This is a genomic window from Cyanobium sp. LEGE 06113 (genome assembly GCF_015207615.1).
In genome coordinates this window covers 93,550-110,682 of record NZ_JADEWM010000007.1, presented here as the reverse complement: position 1 = coordinate 110,682, position 17,133 = coordinate 93,550, and the positions used below count along the sequence as shown (strand labels likewise).

19 protein-coding genes and 1 pseudogene are annotated in these 17,133 nt (G+C 68.0%); 14 read left to right on the top strand and 6 right to left on the bottom strand.

Features of this window, described 5'->3' with window-relative positions:
- Position 1 precedes the first annotated feature (1 nt).
- The 8 genes and pseudogenes from IQ220_RS12285 (at position 2) to IQ220_RS12250 (ending at position 7,249) form a co-directional block, all read left to right on the top strand.
- Positions 2–682: a TIGR03943 family protein gene (locus IQ220_RS12285; protein WP_193915295.1), complete on the top strand. Its 681-nt coding sequence runs from the start codon at positions 2–4 to the stop codon at positions 680–682.
- Positions 679–2,061 (top strand): hypothetical protein, encoded by a 1,383-nt coding sequence (locus IQ220_RS12280; protein ID WP_228009180.1) that lies wholly within the window; start codon positions 679–681, stop codon positions 2,059–2,061. The genes IQ220_RS12285 and IQ220_RS12280 overlap by 4 nt, the downstream gene beginning before the upstream one ends.
- Before the next feature lie 24 nt (positions 2,062–2,085).
- On the top strand, positions 2,086–2,532 hold the full coding sequence (locus IQ220_RS12275; protein WP_186699178.1) for a transcriptional repressor: 447 nt from the start codon (positions 2,086–2,088) through the stop codon (positions 2,530–2,532).
- Positions 2,533–2,584: 52 nt separating this feature from the next.
- A complete protein-coding gene (locus IQ220_RS12270; protein WP_186699176.1) occupies positions 2,585–3,046 on the top strand; it encodes a lectin-like protein in 462 nt (153 codons plus the stop codon).
- Between the two features lie 26 nt (positions 3,047–3,072).
- Positions 3,073–4,200, top strand: a complete 1,128-nt coding sequence (locus IQ220_RS12265; protein WP_193915293.1) for a GTP-binding protein — start codon at positions 3,073–3,075, stop codon at positions 4,198–4,200.
- A 152-nt stretch (positions 4,201–4,352) separates the two neighbouring features.
- Positions 4,353–4,496: a hypothetical protein gene (locus tag IQ220_RS12260; RefSeq protein WP_186699175.1), complete on the top strand. Its 144-nt coding sequence runs from the start codon at positions 4,353–4,355 to the stop codon at positions 4,494–4,496.
- Between the two features lie 220 nt (positions 4,497–4,716).
- Entirely contained in the window at positions 4,717–5,676 is a 960-nt protein-coding gene (locus IQ220_RS12255) for an extracellular solute-binding protein (protein ID WP_370566465.1), read from the top strand.
- A 74-nt stretch (positions 5,677–5,750) separates the two neighbouring features.
- Positions 5,751–7,249, top strand: a pseudogene (locus IQ220_RS12250) (ABC transporter permease).
- Here the strand turns inward: IQ220_RS12250 and IQ220_RS12245 are convergent.
- Together IQ220_RS12245 and IQ220_RS12240 are read right to left on the bottom strand one after the other, a co-directional pair.
- The gene (locus IQ220_RS12245) at positions 7,246–7,386 is read right to left on the bottom strand and encodes a hypothetical protein (protein ID WP_186699172.1); all 141 of its coding nucleotides are present in this window, start codon (positions 7,384–7,386) and stop codon (positions 7,246–7,248) included. The pseudogene IQ220_RS12250 and the gene IQ220_RS12245 sit on opposite strands and share 4 nt — an antisense overlap.
- Positions 7,387–7,437: 51 nt before the next feature.
- On the bottom strand, positions 7,438–8,034 hold the full coding sequence (locus IQ220_RS12240; RefSeq protein ID WP_193915289.1) for a Crp/Fnr family transcriptional regulator: 597 nt from the start codon (positions 8,032–8,034) through the stop codon (positions 7,438–7,440).
- Positions 8,035–8,221: 187 nt separating this feature from the next.
- Between IQ220_RS12240 and IQ220_RS12235 the strand changes: the two genes are divergently transcribed.
- The 5 genes from IQ220_RS12235 (at position 8,222) to IQ220_RS12215 (ending at position 12,460) form a co-directional block, all read left to right on the top strand.
- Positions 8,222–8,773 carry a hypothetical protein gene (locus IQ220_RS12235; RefSeq protein WP_186699169.1) on the top strand — a complete coding sequence of 184 codons (552 nt, stop codon included), beginning with the start codon at positions 8,222–8,224 and terminating at the stop codon, positions 8,771–8,773.
- Positions 8,770–9,831 (top strand): hypothetical protein, encoded by a 1,062-nt coding sequence (locus IQ220_RS12230; protein WP_193915287.1) that lies wholly within the window; start codon positions 8,770–8,772, stop codon positions 9,829–9,831. Before IQ220_RS12235 ends, IQ220_RS12230 begins: the two co-directional genes overlap by 4 nt.
- Before the next feature lie 170 nt (positions 9,832–10,001).
- Positions 10,002–10,502: a hypothetical protein gene (locus IQ220_RS12225; RefSeq protein WP_186699165.1), complete on the top strand. Its 501-nt coding sequence runs from the start codon at positions 10,002–10,004 to the stop codon at positions 10,500–10,502.
- The gene (locus tag IQ220_RS12220) at positions 10,502–11,494 is read left to right on the top strand and encodes a hypothetical protein (protein ID WP_186699163.1); all 993 of its coding nucleotides are present in this window, start codon (positions 10,502–10,504) and stop codon (positions 11,492–11,494) included. Before IQ220_RS12225 ends, IQ220_RS12220 begins: the two co-directional genes overlap by 1 nt.
- A 114-nt stretch (positions 11,495–11,608) precedes the next feature.
- Positions 11,609–12,460, top strand: a complete 852-nt coding sequence (locus IQ220_RS12215; protein WP_228009179.1) for a hypothetical protein — start codon at positions 11,609–11,611, stop codon at positions 12,458–12,460.
- 6 nt (positions 12,461–12,466) lie between these two features.
- On the opposite strand, the gene IQ220_RS12210 is transcribed toward IQ220_RS12215, so the two are convergent.
- Genes IQ220_RS12210 through IQ220_RS12195 form a run of 4 tightly spaced genes read right to left on the bottom strand, consistent with a single transcriptional unit; the run spans position 12,467 to position 15,129 of the window.
- Positions 12,467–13,357, bottom strand: a complete 891-nt coding sequence (locus IQ220_RS12210) for a bile acid:sodium symporter family protein (RefSeq protein WP_193915285.1) — start codon at positions 13,355–13,357, stop codon at positions 12,467–12,469.
- A 5-nt stretch (positions 13,358–13,362) separates the two neighbouring features.
- Entirely contained in the window at positions 13,363–13,749 is a 387-nt protein-coding gene (locus IQ220_RS12205; RefSeq protein WP_186699159.1) for a YidH family protein, read from the bottom strand.
- A 15-nt stretch (positions 13,750–13,764) separates the two neighbouring features.
- Positions 13,765–14,202 (bottom strand): DUF1622 domain-containing protein, encoded by a 438-nt coding sequence (locus IQ220_RS12200; RefSeq protein WP_193915283.1) that lies wholly within the window; start codon positions 14,200–14,202, stop codon positions 13,765–13,767.
- Between the two features lie 3 nt (positions 14,203–14,205).
- Entirely contained in the window at positions 14,206–15,129 is a 924-nt protein-coding gene (locus IQ220_RS12195; RefSeq protein ID WP_193915366.1) for a formylglycine-generating enzyme family protein, read from the bottom strand.
- A gap of 143 nt (positions 15,130–15,272) precedes the next feature.
- Between IQ220_RS12195 and IQ220_RS12190 the strand changes: the two genes are divergently transcribed.
- Entirely contained in the window at positions 15,273–17,126 is a 1,854-nt protein-coding gene (locus IQ220_RS12190) for a mechanosensitive ion channel family protein (RefSeq protein ID WP_193915281.1), read from the top strand.
- Positions 17,127–17,133: the final 7 nt, after the last annotated feature.

Below are 17,133 nucleotides of genomic sequence, written 5' to 3'. Positions count from 1 at the left end.
GATGGTGAACCTGAGGCACCGCCACCTGCTCCGCCTGCGCCAGGCCATGCCCCTGGCCCTCTGGGCAGCCGTGATGCTGCGCAGCAGCGTGGACGGCCGGCTGGATCTGCTGCTGCGGGCGGTGTTCCACCCGCTGGTGTGGGTCGCCGGGGCGCTGCTGCTCGGCCTGGCCGTGGCCCTGCTGCGCTGCCGGCCGGAACGCCCCCTGCCTGGCAGCCACTGGCGCGACCTGCTCACCGTGGCCATCGCCATCGGCCTGCTGCTGCTGCCGCCCAACCCCTCCTTTGCCGATCTGGCCAGCCAGCGTCCCAGCGACGAAACCGCCGATGCCGAGCTCAGCTTCGTGTTGCCTCCGGCCCAGCGCAGCCTCACCGACTGGGTGCGGCTGCTGCGCAGCCAGCCCGACCCGCAGCTGTTCGAGGGTGATCCGGTGCGGATCAGCGGCTTCGTGTTGCCCATGGAGGGGCAGTCCCCCCAGCTGGCGCGGCTGCTGGTGCGCTGCTGCCTGGCCGATGCCACGCCGGTGGGGCTGCCGGTGCGCTGGCCCAGCGACGGACCCAGCCCCCAGACCGACCAGTGGCTGGCCATCCAAGGCCGCATGGCCGTGAGCGAGGGTCGGCTGGAGGTGGTGCCCAGCTCGATTCAGCCGATTCCGCGGCCGGCTCGGCCGCTGGAGCCATGAAACCCAGGCTGGAGGCGCTGCGCTCCCCCGGCAGCCGCGGGCTGTTCGGGGCCCTGGGCGCGCTGGCTGCTGTGGCCACGGTGCAGCAACAGCTGCTGCTGCGCCTGCCACCGCGCCTGGAGCGCCTCAGCACGGCCCCGGCCAGCTCCGGCCCCGCGGCGCTGCAGGCGCGCTTCAGCCGACCGATCACGGCCGAGAGCCTGCAACAAGGCAGCCGTCTGGAACCGGCCCTGGAGCATCGCTGGCTGGGTAGGGGCGACAACCTGCTGCTCAGCCTTGGCGATGGCCAGCGGCTGACCCAGCCCCTGCAACTCGATCTCACCGGCCGCGATGGCCGCGGCCTGGCCCTGCCGCCCAGCCGCTGGCTGTGGGATCCCCGCCCCAGGGTGATGGCGGTGGTTCCTGAGGGGGGCGGGGAGCAGCTGCAGCTGCGCCACCACGACGGCAGCTGGAGCGCCATCAGCCCGGTGTGGCCCTCGATTCCCGTGGTGATCCCACTCGGCAATGGCTCCGGCGTGGCCGCCGCCAGCCGCGAGGCCTCCGGGCAGCTGCGGCTCTGGACCATCGCCCTGCAGCAGCGCAACCTGGCGCCCGCTGAGCGCGGGCTGGCGTCCGTGCAGGCGGCCGCCCCCCAGCCCTTGGGGGAAGAGCCGGTGACCTTCGCCCACCTCAGCAGCAACCGGCTGGGTGAACTGCTGGTGCAGAGCGGCGACCTCGACGCCTCGGGCACCCGCGCCGAGCTGATCGCACCGCGCCGGGATGGCACCCCCCAGGGGTCGCGCTCGCGCCTGCGCTGGCAGGCCACCGGACCGATGCTGCTCCTGCCCGGCGGCGGCGCTGTGGTGGTGCCCGACAGCGAGGGGCTGCATCTGGAAACCCTGCCGCCCCGTCAGCCCCGCCGCCAGACCCTGCCGGGAAGCCGCGACCTGAGCAGCTTCTGCCCCCAGGCGGGGCGGGCCCTGCTGCTGCGGCACTGGCCCGACTTCCGCCGCTCCCTGGAGCTGGTGGAACCGGGTCAGGCCCCCCGCCAGCTGTGGCTGGGCCCGGAGGCCCTGGTGGCCAGCGCCTGCAGCCGGGGCGGCGACCGCTCCTGGGCACTGCTGGTGGAGGGTCGCGGCCAGCCCGAACTCTCCCTGCTCGTGCTCGACCGGCAGGGCCGGGAGCTGAGGCGCCGGCGCCTGGGCGGTTGGGAACTGGAGCCAGGCACAGGCCTCTACTACGACCCCAGCAGCGAGCAGTTGCTGGCCGCCCTGCGGCCCCTCTCCCCGATCAACGAGCCGCCGCCGCCGGCCCAACCCGTGCTGATTGATGCGGTGAGCCTGGCCTTGACTCCGCTGCCCCTGGCCGTGAGCCAGGTGCACTGGCTCCCCCCCGGCTAGAACACCAGCATCGACCATGCGCCTGTGGGTCCCACACTCAACGCCAGGCAGACGCGCCTGCTGGACACCCTGCGGCAGACGCCCCAGGAGCTCTCCGGCCAGGATCTGCATGCGCGGCTGAAGGCCGAGGCCGCCCCCATGGGCCTGGCCACGGTCTACCGGCACCTGCGCCAGCTGCAGCAATGGGGCCTGGTGCGCTGCCGCCATCTGCCCAGTGGCGAGGCCCTGTTCGCCCCCACCGAGCGCGACGACCACCACCTCACCTGTGTGGACTGCGGCCACACCCACAGGCTGCAGTGCTGCCCGGTGCACGGCCTGGAGCCACCCCGCCACGAACTGGCCGGCTTCCTGCCCCTGTTCCACACCCTGGAGTTCTTCGGGCTGTGCCAGGCCTGCCAGCAGCGTCAGCAACAGCAAGCCCAGGAAGGGGTGCAGCGAGCGGCGCAGGGGGGAGGCGCAGGCCCCGCCTAGGTTTGGGCTGGGCTTCCTGGCCCATCAGCTCACTCCCACACCGCCTGCGCCCATGAGCGAGACCGTCGACCGCCTGACCGGCCTTGGCTTCCGGGTGTTCCGCCGCAAGCGCAGCGCCTACGTGATGCTCGAAGGACCGCTCAGCTGGAAACGGGCCCGCAAGCGGGCGCGCAGGCTCGGCGGCGACCTGGCCACCGTGAACAACCGCAAGGAAAACCGCTTTCTCACCCGCCGCTTCGCCCCCATCGCCGCCGATGAGTGCGGGCTCTGGATCGGTCTGAAACGCAGCAACAAGACCGGCGGCTACAGCTGGTCCTCAGGCCAGCGGGCCAAGTACCGAAACTGGCTGCCGGCAGGCACTCCCGGTTACCGCCGGCCTGAGCCCAGCCCGGAACGCAACCAGCGGTTCGTGCACCTCTATTTCAACCCGAATGCCCGTGGGCGCTGGAAGAATTCCGACAACACCTACCGCGAGGTGCTGATCAGTGGCGGCATCGCCGAATTCCAGATCTGAGCCCTCCCCCCATGTCCCCGCAAGCCATGAGCACCTCCAGCCCCACAGCCCCCGCCGCCCTGCCGGTGACGATCCTCTCCGGCTTCCTGGGCGCCGGTAAAACCACCCTGCTGAACCACATCCTCACCAACCAGCAGGGGCTCAAGACCGCCGTGCTGGTGAATGAGTTCGGCGAGATCGGCATCGACAACGAACTGGTGATCGCCACCGGCGATGACATGGTGGAGCTCAGCAACGGCTGCATCTGCTGCTCGATCAACGGTGAGCTGCTGGATGCCGTGTACCGCATCCTCGAGCGCCCCGAGCCGGTGGACTACCTGGTGGTGGAGACCACCGGCCTGGCCGATCCGCTGCCGGTGGCCATGACCTTCCTGGGCAGCGACCTGCGCGACACCACCCGCCTGGATTCGATCATCACCCTGGTGGACGCCGAGAACTTCAGCGCCGATCTGCTGGAGGGGGAGGTGGCCCGGGCCCAGATCGTCTATGGCGACATGCTGCTGCTCAACAAGTGCGATCTGGTGGAGGAGGAGAAACTCCAGGCCCTGGAGCGGCAGTTGCGCGAGATCAAGACCGATGCCCGCATCCTGCGCTCGGTGAAGGGGGAGGTGCCGCTGCCGCTGCTGCTCAGCGTGGGGCTGTTCGAGAGCGATCGCCTCGTGGCCCAGCCCGCGGCGGCACCGGCCGCCGAAGACCACAGCCACTGCGACCACGACCACGGCCACTGCGAACACGAACCCCACCAAGAGCACGGGCATCACGACCACAGCCATAACCACAGCCATAACCACAGCCACAGCCATAACCACGACCACGACCACGGCAGCAATCCCGACCATGCCGCCATCGAGGGCTACACGTCCCTCGCGTTCGAGAGCGAGGGGCCCTTCTCGCTGCGGAAGTTTCAGAACTTCCTCGACAACCAGCTTCCTGCCGGCGTGTTCCGGGCCAAGGGGATTCTCTGGTTCAACGAGAGTGAGCGGCGCCACGTGTTCCATCTGGCGGGCAAGCGCTTTTCAATCGATGACAGCGACTGGCCCACGGCGAAGCGGCAGAACCAGATCGTGCTGATCGGCAAGGAGCTCAACCACGACCAGCTGCGCCGCCAGCTGCAGGCCTGCGTGGCCAAGGATGCCGGCAAGGGCTTTGGCTGATCAAGCGCTGCCCCCACCGGACCGGCGCGCTCCTGATCGCCAGCTTCCGTTTCCGAGCAGCCGGTGTCGGGATCACCGTCCCTGAGAACGGTGATCCCCGTTACACCCGCACCAGACAGCCTGGCTAGCATCCCCACATTCCTGAGAACAACATGGCTGAATTGCTGTTGTGCATCGGCGTTCTGGGCGTTCTCGGTCTGGCGTTCTGGCTCACCACGGATTCCGACGACGACAACGGCGGCGGCGGCCTGATGCAGCCGGCCCTCGTGCCCGTGCGCGTTCGCCGCAACGGCTGATCCCAGAGCCGTATCAATGGTCACGCGCCTTTGCCTCTTAGGCACGGATCCACGCCTGGGCTGATCCCTAGGTTCTTGAGGTTGTTGACGCCAAGCGTCCCGAATGATCGCTTCAACCCTGAGCGGACGTGCCGTTGGCAAACTGGCTCTGGCTCTGGTCGTCTCCCTTGGTGCCATTGGATGCGCCAACCAGAAGGAGAATGCAGCCGATTCCTCCGCCGTGCCGCCTGAGCTGGCTGGTACCGAGGTGGGCGTGTATTCCGGCCGCCACTACAACACCGACAAGGAGCTCTACAAGGAATTCACCGAGCGCACGGGCATTGAGGTGAAGCTGCTGGAGGCCAAGGACGACGCCCTGATCGAGCGCCTGCGCAGCGAGGGTGAGAACAGCCCCGCCGACCTGCTGGTGCTGGTGGATGCGGCCCGGCTGGACAAGGCCACCCGCATGGATCTGTTCCAGCCCACCGAGTCGCCAGCGTTGCAGCAGGATGTGCCCGCCGAGCTGCGCGACTCCCAGGGCCGCTGGTTCGGCCTCACCCGCCGGGTGCGGGCCGTGATCGTGAATCCCGAGTTGGTGGATCCCGCCACGATCACCACCTACGCCGATCTCACCAAGCCGGAGCTCAAGGGCAAGCTCTGCCTGCGCAACAGCAAGAGCGTCTACAACCAGTCCCTGGTGGCAGACCAGATGATCCAGCAGGGCGACGACGCCACCAAGGGCTGGGTGCAGGGCATGGTGGCCAACGTCGAGCAGCCCTTCTTCACGTCGGACACCCCCATGTCCCGGGCCGTGGCCAAGGGCGACTGTGGTGTGGCGGTGGTCAACACCTACTACGTGGCGCGCATGCTCTCGGGCGAGAACGGCGCGGAGGACAAGGAGCTGGCTGGCAAGCTCAAGGTGGTGTTCCCCGATCCCTCCCACGTGAACATCAGCGGTGCCGGCGTGACCCGCCACGCCAGCAATCCAGAAGGAGCCCGGCTGCTGCTTGAGTTCCTGGCCTCTCCCACCGGTGGCAAGGGCTACGCCGAAGCCAACAATGAGTACCCCCTCAGCGGCTACGGCGATAATGAGGTGCTCAAGACCTTCGGCACCTTCAAGGCCAACGGCGTCTCAGCTGAACAGATGGGCACCAAGAACCAGGACGCCGTGGCGTTGATGCAGGCCAGCGGCTGGAAGTGATCGCCCATTCCGCAGAGGTCCAGGGGCCGGGGGGGCGTCCAGCCCCCTGGCCCCGTTGGCCCACAGCCACCCACCTGCCCCAGCGGTCGCTGCTGGGGGCGGGCGTGGTGCTGGTGTCGGGCCTGGCCCTGCTGCCGGTGCTGGCCCTGCTGGTCTTCGCCGTCCAGGAGGGAGGCCTCGAGCAGCTTGGCCTGGGCTACGAAGGTGGCGAGCAGGTGGCCAACACGGTGGCGCTGGTGCTGGGGGTGGGCCTGGCCGGGGCCGTGCTGGGCACCGCCAACGGCTGGCTCACCGCCAACTGTCAGTTCCCCGGCCGGCGTTGGCTGCGCATCGCCCAGCTGTTGCCCCTGGCCACCCCCACCTACCTGCTGGCGGCCACCGCCATCGACCTCGGCAGCCGCCTGAGCTGGCGGGTGCATGGGCTCGGCTGGGCCCTGGTGGTGCTCACCCTGGGCACCTACAGCTATGTGTTCCTGCTCAGCACCGAGAGCTTCGCCGTCAGTGGGCGGCGCCAGCTCGAGGCCTGCCGCTCTCTGGGCGCCGGCCCCTGGGGATCCTTCCGGCGGGTGGCCCTGCCGATGGCCCTGCCCGCGATCGGCGCCGGCGTGGCCCTGAGCGGCATGGAGGTGGTGAACGAGCTGGGAGCGGTGGAGTTGCTGGGGGTTCCCACCCTCTCCACCGGCATCCTGCGCCGCTGGCAGGACCAGGGAGATCCCCAGGGTGCGGTGGCCCTGGCCCTTGTGGCCCTGGCGATTGTGAGCCTGTTGGTGGCTGTGGAGGGTCAACTGCGCCGCCGCAGTCGCCGCTGGCTGATGGGCAGCAGCGGCGACAGCCTCAAGCCCTGGCGGCTGAAGGGCTGGCGGGCCAGCCTCAGCCAGCTGCTCACGGCCCTGCCCCCCCTGCTCACCCTGGGCCTGCCCCTGGTGTGGACGGCGATGAGCTGGGACCAGCTGCGGGGCGAAACCGCGGCGGAGCTGGCCGGACTCACCGGGCGCACCCTGGGTCTGGGCCTGATGGCGGCGGGGCTCACCATGGTTCTGGCGCTGCTGCTCGCCATCGCCCGGCGCTGGATTCACCAGCACTGCTGCAACAGCTCACCTTCGTGGCCGGAATGGGCTACGCAGTACCCGGCACCGTGCTGGCCCTCGCCCTGATGCTGCTGGGCGGGCCCTGGCTGCTGAGCCCGCTGCTGCTGTTGGTGTGGGGGTACAGCGACCGCTTTCTGGCCGTGGGCAAAGGCGGCCTCGACGCTGGCCTGGAGAGAATCCCCCCCTGCGTGGATGAGGCCGCCACCGGGCTGGGCTGCAGCTGGCCCCAGGTGCTGCGGAGGGTACATCTGCCGCTGCTGCGTGGGCCCCTGTTGGTGGGAGGTCTCCTGGTGTTCGTCGACACCGTCAAGGAGCTGCCCCTCACCTTTGCCCTGAGGCCCTTTGATTTCGACACCCTGTCGGTGCGGGTGTACCAGTACGCCAGTGACGAGCGGGTGGGGGCCGCCCTGATTCCAGCGCTGCTGATTCTGCTGCTGGGCCTGGTGGCCTCCCTGGCCCTGGTGCCCAGCCTCAAGGAGGACTAGGCCTTGCCGCAGCGGCACTTGCCGCCCTTCCAGTTGGAGCACTTGCTGGTCTTGCAGCCCTTTTTCTTGGGTTCGCTGGGGCCCCGGCGGTTGGCGGAGTCTGGGCTGTCGTTGGCGGGTCCGATCGGCTGAGCCATGGTGCGGATTGACGGGCGAAGAGAGGAAAGAAACGGGGGGATGGGAGCCGGCTAGGCGTTGGCCAGGGGGGCTGACTCCACCAGGGAAGGAGCCAGGCGCATCCCGGCAGACCCAGGGGGCACTTCGATCAACTGGGCCTGGCGGATCCTCGAGATCAGCCGGGTGGTGGTGACCCGGGTGGTGCCGATCAGTTCGCCGATGCGCTCGTGGGTGAGGCGGAAGGGCAGATCACACCAGGGGCCGCAGCGGCGTCCCATGCGGCGCACCAGCATGGCCAGCAGGGCATGGAGGCGCTGCTCCGCACTGCCGAGGTGGCGGATCCGCAGCAGCTGCAGGGTCCACTCGTTCACCGGGTCGAGCCCGGCCTCGGGGTCGAGGGCAGCGCTGCTGCTGAAACAGAGCGGCGTGAGGGCCTCCACGCAGGCGCCCTCGCTGCAGAGGCGTGAGGCGTCGAGCTGATCGCCGGCCTGCAGGAAGGCCAGGGTCATGCCCTCGGTTTCCTCACAGGGGCAGTACACCCGGGCCACACCGTCGAGCACTTCGATGCAGCCACTGCCGGCGCGGCGGGCCGGATCAAGCAGCACCGAGTGCCCGGCCGGCAGCCGCACAGCGCTGAGGGGCGTATCGGAGAGCAATCGGAAGGTCATTGCCTGAGGGGCCTAGTTGCGAATGACTCGCAACCTAAACAAGACCGGCGGATTTTGCAAGCGATTCTCAATAGCGAGTGGCAGCTGCGATTCAGGCCGCCCGCCCTCTGCAACAAAGCCGTGCCGTTTCCGGGCAGCGTCGCCAATCTGCGGAGGTATCCCGCCATTCACAGGGGATTGACCATCCATGCTCACCCGCACACCGCGTCTGCACCGCGGCCCCCTGGGCTTCCTGGCCCGCACCGGGCTCCTGGCCACGGTCGCTGTCGCCTCCACCTGGGCGATGGCCTCCGCAATGGGAAGCCCCGCGGCCCGGGCCGCCGAAGAGACCCTCCATTACCAGCTCGAGACCACCTGCACCGTTCGGGGCGGGGCACCCCTGCCCTGCACGGTGGAAGCCGTCGATGAAGCCAGTGGGGATGTCACCATCTACCGCCACACGATCGGCAAGAACGTCACCTCGATCCGGGTGACCGACGACCCGCTGACGATGAGCGTGATGGCCCCAGGCAGCCAGGACTGGGTGGACATCAGCTCCGCCGGTGCCCGCTTCTCCACCAACACGATCTGCTTCAACGACCGCGATCTCTGCGTGGTGAACCCCAACTACCTCAACAGCGTGCGCGAGGAGCGGCCCCAATCCACCGCCGGCCGTGACCTCGTGGTGGTGCTGTTCGACGACGACGGCCGCGTCAACCTCACCTGTTACGACGACGGCTGTGAGGGGGTGCTGGAATGAAAGGCCTACGTTCCGGCTTCGGTCTGCTGCTGGCCGGCGTCCTGGTGCTGCCCAGCCTGCCGGCAACAGCCAGCTTCGGTTCGCCGAGCCCGGCCCAGCTTGAGTCTGGGGCCAGTGGCGAGCTGATCGCCCGCAAAGGTGGCGGTGGTGGCCGCAAAGGTGGGGGCGGCCACAGAAGCGGCGGCCACAAAAGCGGGGGCCACCGCAGCGGAGGCAGCAAGCACCGTGCCTCCAAGGGACACGGCGGCTTCAGCTCCTCGGGCTCCAGCCTCAACCGCGGCTCCAAGAAGCCCAGTGGTGGCTGGAGCAAGAAGGCCAAGAGCAGCGGCGGCCCTTCCTTGAACCACGGCAAGAGCTCCAAGGCCAAGGGCAGCAAGGGCTCCGGCACCAACCGCAAGGCCAGCAACAACAACCGCGACCGCAACCGCGCCACCGCCAGCAACGACCGCAACCGCAACGGCAACCGCGATCGCAACGGCAATCGTGACCGCAACCGCGACAATCGCGACGACCGGCGGGATCAACGGGGCGACCGGGCGGAAAACAGGCGCGACTGGAAAGATGATCGCCGCGAGGATCGCTGGGACCGGCGCGACAACATCCGCGAGGACCGCTGGGACCGGCGCGACGACCGTTGGAACGACCGCTGGGATCGCCATCCCGGTTGGGCCCGGCCCGGCTGGGGTTACGCCCGGCCGTGGAACACAGGCTGGTATGGCGGCTGGTCCAGTCCCAGCTGGGGCTGGTGGGGCGCCAGTGCGGCGGCCTGGGGGGTGAGCACCCTGGCCACGGCAGCGATCATCAACTCCGCCGTGGACAACGCCGTGAGCAACCAGTCCACCTACATCGTGGTGCCCAACAGCGACTACCGGCTGCTGTACGGCACCGTGGAGCCCGTGGGTGATCAATCGGTCTCGTTCGAGGCGATCAGCGGCGACAACTCGATCACGATGCAGGCCGACTGCGACCGCGGCACCCTCAACGGCAGCACCCCCAACAGTGCCTCCGAAGCGGAACTGCTCAATGCCGCCTGCCAGGTGGCCTACGGGTCGGTCTGAGGTCATCGGCCGCCATCAACGCCTGCCCTCTCAACGAGGGCAGGTTTTTCATGCGACTGCATTCAGGGACGGCAACACCCAATGTGGCCAACTGCTAAGGCACAGCTCCCAGGCGCGGCCAACGGCAGAAGATGACCAGTAGGCCTTCACGGACAGGGAGTAACGACACCATGCCTTTTCGTGTCCCATCCCCCCGTCAGCTGCTTCCCGTCGCACTCACCGCAGCCACGGCGCTGACCTGGGCTCTGCTGCCGGCGCCGGCCCGATCGGAGGTGCTCTACACGCTCGAGACCCAGTGCAGCCTCAAGCAGGGGGCAGCCCAGGCCTGCACGGTGGAAGCCACGGAACAAGACGGCACCACCCTCTACCGCCACACCATCGGCGACCGCGTGGTGCTGATCCGGATCGAGGCTGAACCCAGCCGCATGAGCCTCTGGAATCCAAGCAACAACCTGTGGACCTATCTGACCTCCGCCGGAGCCCTGCTGTCCAGCAACACCGTCTGCTTCAACGGGATGGATCTCTGCGTGGTGAACCCCAACTACCTCAACAGCCTCGTGGAGGAGAAACCTGCGCTGTACGAAGGGCGGGATCTGGTGCGGGTCAAGTTCGGCATCGATGGCCGGGTCGACCTGAGCTGCTTTGACACCGCCTGCGCCGAGGTGAACTGATGAAACGGCCCCTTTCAGCCTTCGGCCTGCTGCTGGCCGCCGTGATGGCCCTGCCGGCCGCACCCTCCTTGGCGGCCTTCAGCTCAGCAGCCGAGGTCCAGGACTCCAGTGAGCTGCTGGCCCGCAAAGGTGGTGGTGGGCGACGGGGTGGCAGCCGCCATGGAGGCAGTCGCAAGCGCGCCTCATCCCGGGGCCACACCGGCTTCAAGCACTCCGGTTCAAAGATGAACCGCGGCTCCAAGCAGCCCAGGAGCGGCTGGAGCAAGTCATCGAAGAGCAAGCGCGGCCCCTCCATGGACCGCTCCAGCCGAAACAGCTCCAAACGCAACAGCAAACGCAACGGAAACAGAACCACAAACAGAAACACCAACCGCAACGTCAACCGCAATGCATCTAGAAACACAACCCGGAATGTGAACCGGAATGTGAACCGCAACAGCAACCGGACTGGCCATCGCGGCCGTGACTACAACCGCGCTGGCAACCGCGGCAGAGCCTATGACCGCGGCTACAACAGGGGCTACCGCCGGGGCTATAACCGAGCCAACAACAATTGGCGGCGCTACGACAGCCGCTATCGCTACAGGGGTGGCTGGGCCCGGCCGGGCTGGGGCTATGCCCGCCCTTGGAATTATGGATGGTATGGCGGTCGGTACAGCTCCAGCTGGGGCTGGTGGGGCGCCAGTGCGGCCACCTGGGGGATCACCACCCTGGCCACGGCAGCGATCATCAATTCAGCCGTGGATAACGCCGTATCCACCAAAACCGAAGTCATCGTGGTGCCAAACACCGACTACGAGCTCTACTACGGCTCGATTCAGCCCACCAATGACGATGATGTGACCTTCCTGGTCAAGGCCGACGACGGGGACTACCAAATCAGCGCCGATTGCAAGGCCGGCACCATTGATGGCCAGTCCCCCAGCAACGCCTCCGAAGCGGAGCTGCTCAATGCGGCCTGCCAGGTGGCCTTTGGCTCCGCGGAGGCCTGACGGCCGATGTGGCCGCAGGCACAGCTGCAATAGACCACCCGCCCCTGCCCCAAGGGCGGATGAGACAGTGGAGCGCCATGCCATCGACTTCGCGTGCGAGCCCCTTGCAGAGCCATGGCACCCATCCCCTTTTGCCTGGCAGCCGGCCTCTTAGTCGCCTCCACGATGGTGGGAGTGAGCGCGGCCCGGGCTGAGGAGATGGCCGACAGCCCTGAACCAGAACAGGCTCCCGACTGGTCGGGCACCCTCGAGATCTACGGCTTTACGCCACTGAGAACCACGGGCACCACCACCATCAACGGGTTCGAGAGCGATGTGGATCTCGATCTCGGCGACATCCTCTCCGCCCTGGACTGGGCCACCTTTGTGCGGGGAAGCGTGGAGCGGGGCCGCTGGGGCCTGCTCACGGATCTGAGCTACGTGAAGCTGGGCGCCCAGATCGGCAGAACGACCCCCCGGGGCCGCATCACCGCCAAGACAGACATCGGCTCAACCCAGGGGATCTACGACCTGGCCGTGCGCTATCGCTTCGGTGACCCCGAATCGGCCGTGGCCAAACCCGGCAGCTTCAGCCTGATCCCGTACATGGGGGTGCGGGTGATTGATGTGGGCCTCGATGTACGGGCCCAACTGCAGAGCAACGGGCCTGAGCAGATTGTGCTCGGCGCCGAGCGGTCGTTTGATCGCACCTGGGCCCAGCCCCTGGCGGGAATCCAGGGCACCTATTTCCTCTCGCCCAAGCTGCGGGCCTTTGCCCGGGCCGATATCGGCGGCTTCGATTTCAGCGGCGCCAAGAATGTGTCCGGTAATGCCCAGATCGGCCTGGGCTACGCGGTGGGAAACAACACCGATCTCACCCTGTCCTGGCGCTATCTGGGACTGCAGTATGGCAATGGCAACACCCCTGCCAGTGGGTTCACCAGCTACCAAAATGGCATCGAGGCTGGCGTGAAGTTCTTCTTCTGAATCTGTTCAGCCGGCCCTGACCAGGTCCCGCTTCTGCCAGCGGAGAAACACGGTGGACATGATCACTGTGATCAACACGTAGCTGAGGATGGCCGGAATCAAGTCCGGCAGCACCTCGGGTGGCGCATAGGTGAAGGCCAGTTCCGCCGCCAGGCCCGTGTTGCGCATGCCACTCACCAAGGCAACCGTGCGCCGCTCCAGGGGATCCCGCCCTGCCAGGCCATAGCCGATCGCCAGGGAGAGCACGCTGAGGCCAGCCATGGCAGCCAGGCCAGCGAGGTTCTGCTGCAGGAATGGCAGCAGCTGGCGGGCGCTCAGCCCCAGCAGGGCGATCATCACCAACGCCAGCAGCAGGGTGGCCAGCTTGCCGAGCACCGCACTGCAGCGCTGAGCCAGGAGCGGCCGCCACTGGGCCAGAAGCACCCCGGCGATCACAGGCAGCACCTGCACCTTCAGCACCTGCACCGCCACGGCGATCGGGCTCACCTCCCAACCGCTCACTGGCCAGCCACTCAGGCCTGCACTGGCCTTGAACACGATGGCCAGCAGCGGAATGGACACGGTGGCCAGCAGCGCCGCCGCGATCTGCAGCCGTGCCGCCAGCTCAGCGGTGCCGCCACTGCTGCGCACCCGAAACAGGATGAGGGGGGCGCTGGGGCAGGCCAGCATCAGGGCCATGGCCACCCAGGCCGGCCGTGAGAACAGGGCCTGCAGGGGCAGAAGCACCAGCGCCAGGCCGGCCAGGGGCACCAGCAGGCAGGTGCCGAGCAGCACCCGCCAGAGGAAGCCGGGCCGATCCCTGAGCAAAACGAAGGGATAGTCCTTCAGGCCCAGGCCGAGGCTTAGCATGAGCGTCACGATCGTGGCCGTGACCAGAAGGCCTGCGGATTGGGGCATGGGAGTTAGATCGCCACAGAGCCAGTGACCAACAGCGCGAAGGCGGCAATGCCGATGATCGTGAGGGCAATGGCCGTGAACGTGGTGATCGAGCGCTGATCCACATACACGAAGTCGTCGCGTCGAATCAATCTGAGCGTGTGCAGGTGCTGCCGGGTGGCAGCGGCCATCGCCAGGATGCCGGTGAGCACAAAACCCATCGCCACCAGCCGCACACTCAGGCCGGCATGGCCACTGCCTTCGAAGCGGCTTCTGTTGATCGCCCCGATGATCTTGTCGAGGCCGAAACCGAAGCTGATCAGCGAGAGGCAGGTACGAATCCAGGCCATCATCGTGCGCTCCGCCGCCGCTCGGTTGCGCTCCTTGGCCAGTTCGTTGTTGAGGTTTCCCATCGTGGCTGAGGCCCGTTAACCTGGTGAGGATGGTGTGCTGGGAATGCCCCCAAGTGCCTTTGCCGAAGCAGCATCCTGGCTGGAGAGGGCATCTTCTAGTTTCTGCTCAGCCTCCACTTCCCGGGCCAGGAAGACATTCAGGAAGGTGCGGATCACGGCGACCACTGCCAGCTGAATCAGATTTTCGTTGGAGGGGGCAGTGGTGGTGGCCACGATGTCGGCAGCGAGCTGGAACTCCAGCGCCAGCGAGAGCCAGCTGCCGAAGGTGAGCCGCAGGCTGTTGAACGGGCGGGGATGACGACGGCGGTAGCCCCCTCGGCGCCTCAAGCGCAGGGCCTGGCCCAGGGTCAACGCCAGCCCCAGCCCCACCGTCACCACCGATAGACCTTCCAGCAACAGCCGCAGGCCACCGGACAGACCCTCCAGGGCGGACTCCAGCAGCGCCTGCTCCATTGCTCAGGCCCCTGCCACGCACCGGAAGCCAAGATGACAGGTGGAGGTATCGATGCCCTGGGCCATGCGGGCCGCTGGCCGGTAGCGGCGGCAGTAGCTGGGGGCGCACAGGAACGAGCCGCCCTTCACCACCTTGCGGGGAATCGAGCCGTGCTGGGAGGTGATGTCGATACTGGCCTCGCGGCCCAGGCCGCGGGGATTCTCGATCGTGCAGCAACCGCCCGCGGCCTTGTGGGCCGACACCAGGGCGGCATGGTCGCCGTACCAGTCGTCGGTCCACTCCCACACGTTGCCGATCATGTCGAGCAAGCCGTAGCCGTTGGGAGGGAACGAACCCACCGGCGAAGTGCGCTCAAAGCCGTCAAGGCGGCTGTTGTAGTGGGGGAAGTCGCCCTGGAAGGTGTTGGCCATGGGGCGTCCACCGGGGTGGAGCTCATTGCCCCAGGCGAACTCCCAACCCTCCTGGCCGCCCCGGGCGGCGCGCTCCCACTGGGCCTCGCTGGGCAGGGCCTTGCCGGCCCAGGTGGCATAGGCGAGGGCATCGGCATGGGCGATGTGCACCGCCGGGTGGTGGTCGCGGCCCTTGATCGAACTGCCCGGACCCTCGGGGTGGCGCCAGCTGGCGCCGGCCACGTACTGCCACCAGCGGTAGGGATCGCCTGTGCTGATCGGGCCCGGAGGCGGCACGAACACGATCGAGGCGGGGGCCAGCAGCTCTGGGAGCGCGTCGGGGTAGTCGGCGGGATCGGCGGGTCGCTCGGCCTCGGTGGTGTGGCCCGTGGCCTTCACGAACTTGAGGAACTGGGCATTGGTGACCGGCGCCCGATCAATCCAGAAGCCCTCCACCTGCACCCGGTGGGCCGGGGCCTCCTCGGGGTAATGGGCATCGGAGCCCATGGTGAAGCTGCCCGCGGGGATCCACACCATGTCCCGCGCCGGCGGCCGGCCGGGCGAGCGCTGAGGAGCGGGTGCGGGCAGCGTGTCGGCGGTGGAAGGAGCCAAGCGGGGGCAAGGGCACTGCCCGCAGTGTGGGGACCGGAGCCGCGGGTGGCAACGCCCCAGGGGTGACCATGGAGCGACAGCGCTTCCGCACGCCGCAGACCATGCTGGACACTCTGCTTCAGCTGACACGTCGTCGCCTGCCAGCCGCAGCGGTGGCCTTCGCCATGGGCCTGGCCACGGTCCTCAGCCTGGGGCCAGGCCTGACCATGGGGGCTACCGCCGCTCTGGATCTCGGCGAGAGCAGCAGAGGCGATGGGCCGCCCCCGCTGGCCAGCAAACAGTGGTGGGATCTGGACCGAGCCAGATCCTGCGGCCGGCTGAAGTGCAGCCAGGTGGTGAATCCCCACATTCCCCTCGGCCCCGGTGAACCGAAGATCACAGTGGCGGTGCTGGCCAGCGACGCCGAAGGGGGAGCGGCGGCGGCAGCGGCGCGGGTGGAGGCGCGGGCGACGGCCGTGGCGACCAGCCTGAAGCGGATCGCCTCCCTGCGGGAGAACCAGGTGGAGCCCGGTTCGGTCCGATCGAGCCGGCGGGGGGGAGGGTTCTGGCTGGACCGCCGCGGCAAGCCTCGCCATCCACTCACCCCCTCGCTGGCGGTGGGCGTTCAGAACCGCAGCCCGGTGATCTATCTCCCCGCTGACGAAGACAGGAACACGCCGCAGGTCACCCTGGTGACCCTGACCGGGCCCGACAGCATCGCCAACGGGCTGGACCGCCAGGCCCTCGCCCAGCAGTGGAAGGCGATCTTCGAGCGCACCCTGAGCGAAGCGCTCTGGGGGGCCAGTTTCGATCGGCACTTCCCCTGGGCCCGCTGGAGCGGTGCCCTGCTCACCCTGGTGCTCGGGTCGCTGGGCGTTGGGCTCAGTACCCGGGCCCTGGCGCAGCTGCGCCGGATCAGCCACAGCTGCGCCCAGGCCATGGAGGAGCTGAAATCGGCGCTGCCTGAGGTGGGACAGGACCTGCAGCTGCGCAGGCTGCAGCATCTCGAGCAACGCCAGCGGCGCTCCCGCTTCCGCCTGAAGATCCTGCAGGTGGTACGCATCGCCCTGGCGGTGATGGCGGTCACGATCACCCTGTTCATCTTCCCGGAAACACGCCTGGCGGCGATGGCACTGCTGCAGCAATCGGCAGGGATTCCACTGATCTGGATCGGGGTGATCCTGCTGGAAGGGCTGCTGATCTGGGCCGTGATGCGGCGTCTGAACCGCTGGGCCGAAGAAGCCCAGATGGCCCAGCCCAATTCCCTGCGCCCCCAGATCCGCCTGGAGACCAATGCCCGGGTGATCCGGGGCGGCATCGTGATCGGCACCACACTCCTGGGCCTGTATTTCACGGTGCTGCTGTTCGGGATCAACCCCGAGGTGCTGGCTGGGGCAGGGATCGTGGCCGTGGCGGTGGGCTTTCTGGCCCGCGGCCTGGTGGAAGACCTGATCGGCGGCGTGCGCATCCTGGCCACAGACCGCTTTGCCATCGGTGATTCGATCGCCGTGAACGGCCACAGCGGCCTTGTGGAGGAAATGAACCTGGTGCAGACGCAACTGCGAGGGGCTCAGGGGGAGGTGATCACCATCCCCAACGGCATGATCCGGGTGAGCGAGAACCGCAGCAAGGAATGGTCGCGGATCAACTTCGAGATCGACATCGCCTGGGATAGTGATCTGGAGCAGGCCTGCGCGGTGCTGGAAGGGGTGGCCTGCGCGCTTGCGGAGGACCCGGCCTGGCAAGGGCAGATCCTCGAGCAGCCCTCCTTGCTGGGAGTGGACCGGCTCGACCAGAGCGGCGTGCGGCTCAAGCTCTGGATCCGCACCCTGCCCTTGAAGCAATGGGGAGTGGCCCGCGAATTGCGCCGGCGGCTCAAGGGCGCCTTCGATGCGGCGGGCATTGAGCCGGGCAGACCGCAGCAGGTGCTGCGGCGCCCGTGATGGCGTT

What these genes read in the sequence shown, in the direction of transcription:
- IQ220_RS12285 (WP_193915295.1), top strand. Translation starts at nt 2, where the DNA reads ATGGTGAACCTGAGGCACCGCCACCTGCTCCGCCTGCGCCAGGCCATG.
- IQ220_RS12280 (WP_228009180.1), top strand. Translation starts at nt 679, where the DNA reads ATGAAACCCAGGCTGGAGGCGCTGCGCTCCCCCGGCAGCCGCGGGCTG.
- IQ220_RS12270 (WP_186699176.1), top strand. Translation starts at nt 2,585, where the DNA reads ATGAGCGAGACCGTCGACCGCCTGACCGGCCTTGGCTTCCGGGTGTTC.
- IQ220_RS12265 (WP_193915293.1), top strand. Translation starts at nt 3,073, where the DNA reads ATGAGCACCTCCAGCCCCACAGCCCCCGCCGCCCTGCCGGTGACGATC.
- IQ220_RS12260 (WP_186699175.1), top strand. Translation starts at nt 4,353, where the DNA reads ATGGCTGAATTGCTGTTGTGCATCGGCGTTCTGGGCGTTCTCGGTCTG.
- IQ220_RS12245 (WP_186699172.1), bottom strand. Translation starts at nt 7,386, where the DNA reads ATGGCTCAGCCGATCGGACCCGCCAACGACAGCCCAGACTCCGCCAAC.
- IQ220_RS12240 (WP_193915289.1), bottom strand. Translation starts at nt 8,034, where the DNA reads ATGACCTTCCGATTGCTCTCCGATACGCCCCTCAGCGCTGTGCGGCTG.
- IQ220_RS12235 (WP_186699169.1), top strand. Translation starts at nt 8,222, where the DNA reads ATGCTCACCCGCACACCGCGTCTGCACCGCGGCCCCCTGGGCTTCCTG.
- IQ220_RS12230 (WP_193915287.1), top strand. Translation starts at nt 8,770, where the DNA reads ATGAAAGGCCTACGTTCCGGCTTCGGTCTGCTGCTGGCCGGCGTCCTG.
- IQ220_RS12225 (WP_186699165.1), top strand. Translation starts at nt 10,002, where the DNA reads ATGCCTTTTCGTGTCCCATCCCCCCGTCAGCTGCTTCCCGTCGCACTC.
- IQ220_RS12220 (WP_186699163.1), top strand. Translation starts at nt 10,502, where the DNA reads ATGAAACGGCCCCTTTCAGCCTTCGGCCTGCTGCTGGCCGCCGTGATG.
- IQ220_RS12215 (WP_228009179.1), top strand. Translation starts at nt 11,609, where the DNA reads ATGGCACCCATCCCCTTTTGCCTGGCAGCCGGCCTCTTAGTCGCCTCC.
- IQ220_RS12210 (WP_193915285.1), bottom strand. Translation starts at nt 13,357, where the DNA reads ATGCCCCAATCCGCAGGCCTTCTGGTCACGGCCACGATCGTGACGCTC.
- IQ220_RS12205 (WP_186699159.1), bottom strand. Translation starts at nt 13,749, where the DNA reads ATGGGAAACCTCAACAACGAACTGGCCAAGGAGCGCAACCGAGCGGCG.
- IQ220_RS12200 (WP_193915283.1), bottom strand. Translation starts at nt 14,202, where the DNA reads ATGGAGCAGGCGCTGCTGGAGTCCGCCCTGGAGGGTCTGTCCGGTGGC.
- IQ220_RS12195 (WP_193915366.1), bottom strand. Translation starts at nt 15,129, where the DNA reads ATGGTGTGGATCCCCGCGGGCAGCTTCACCATGGGCTCCGATGCCCAT.
- IQ220_RS12190 (WP_193915281.1), top strand. Translation starts at nt 15,273, where the DNA reads ATGGAGCGACAGCGCTTCCGCACGCCGCAGACCATGCTGGACACTCTG.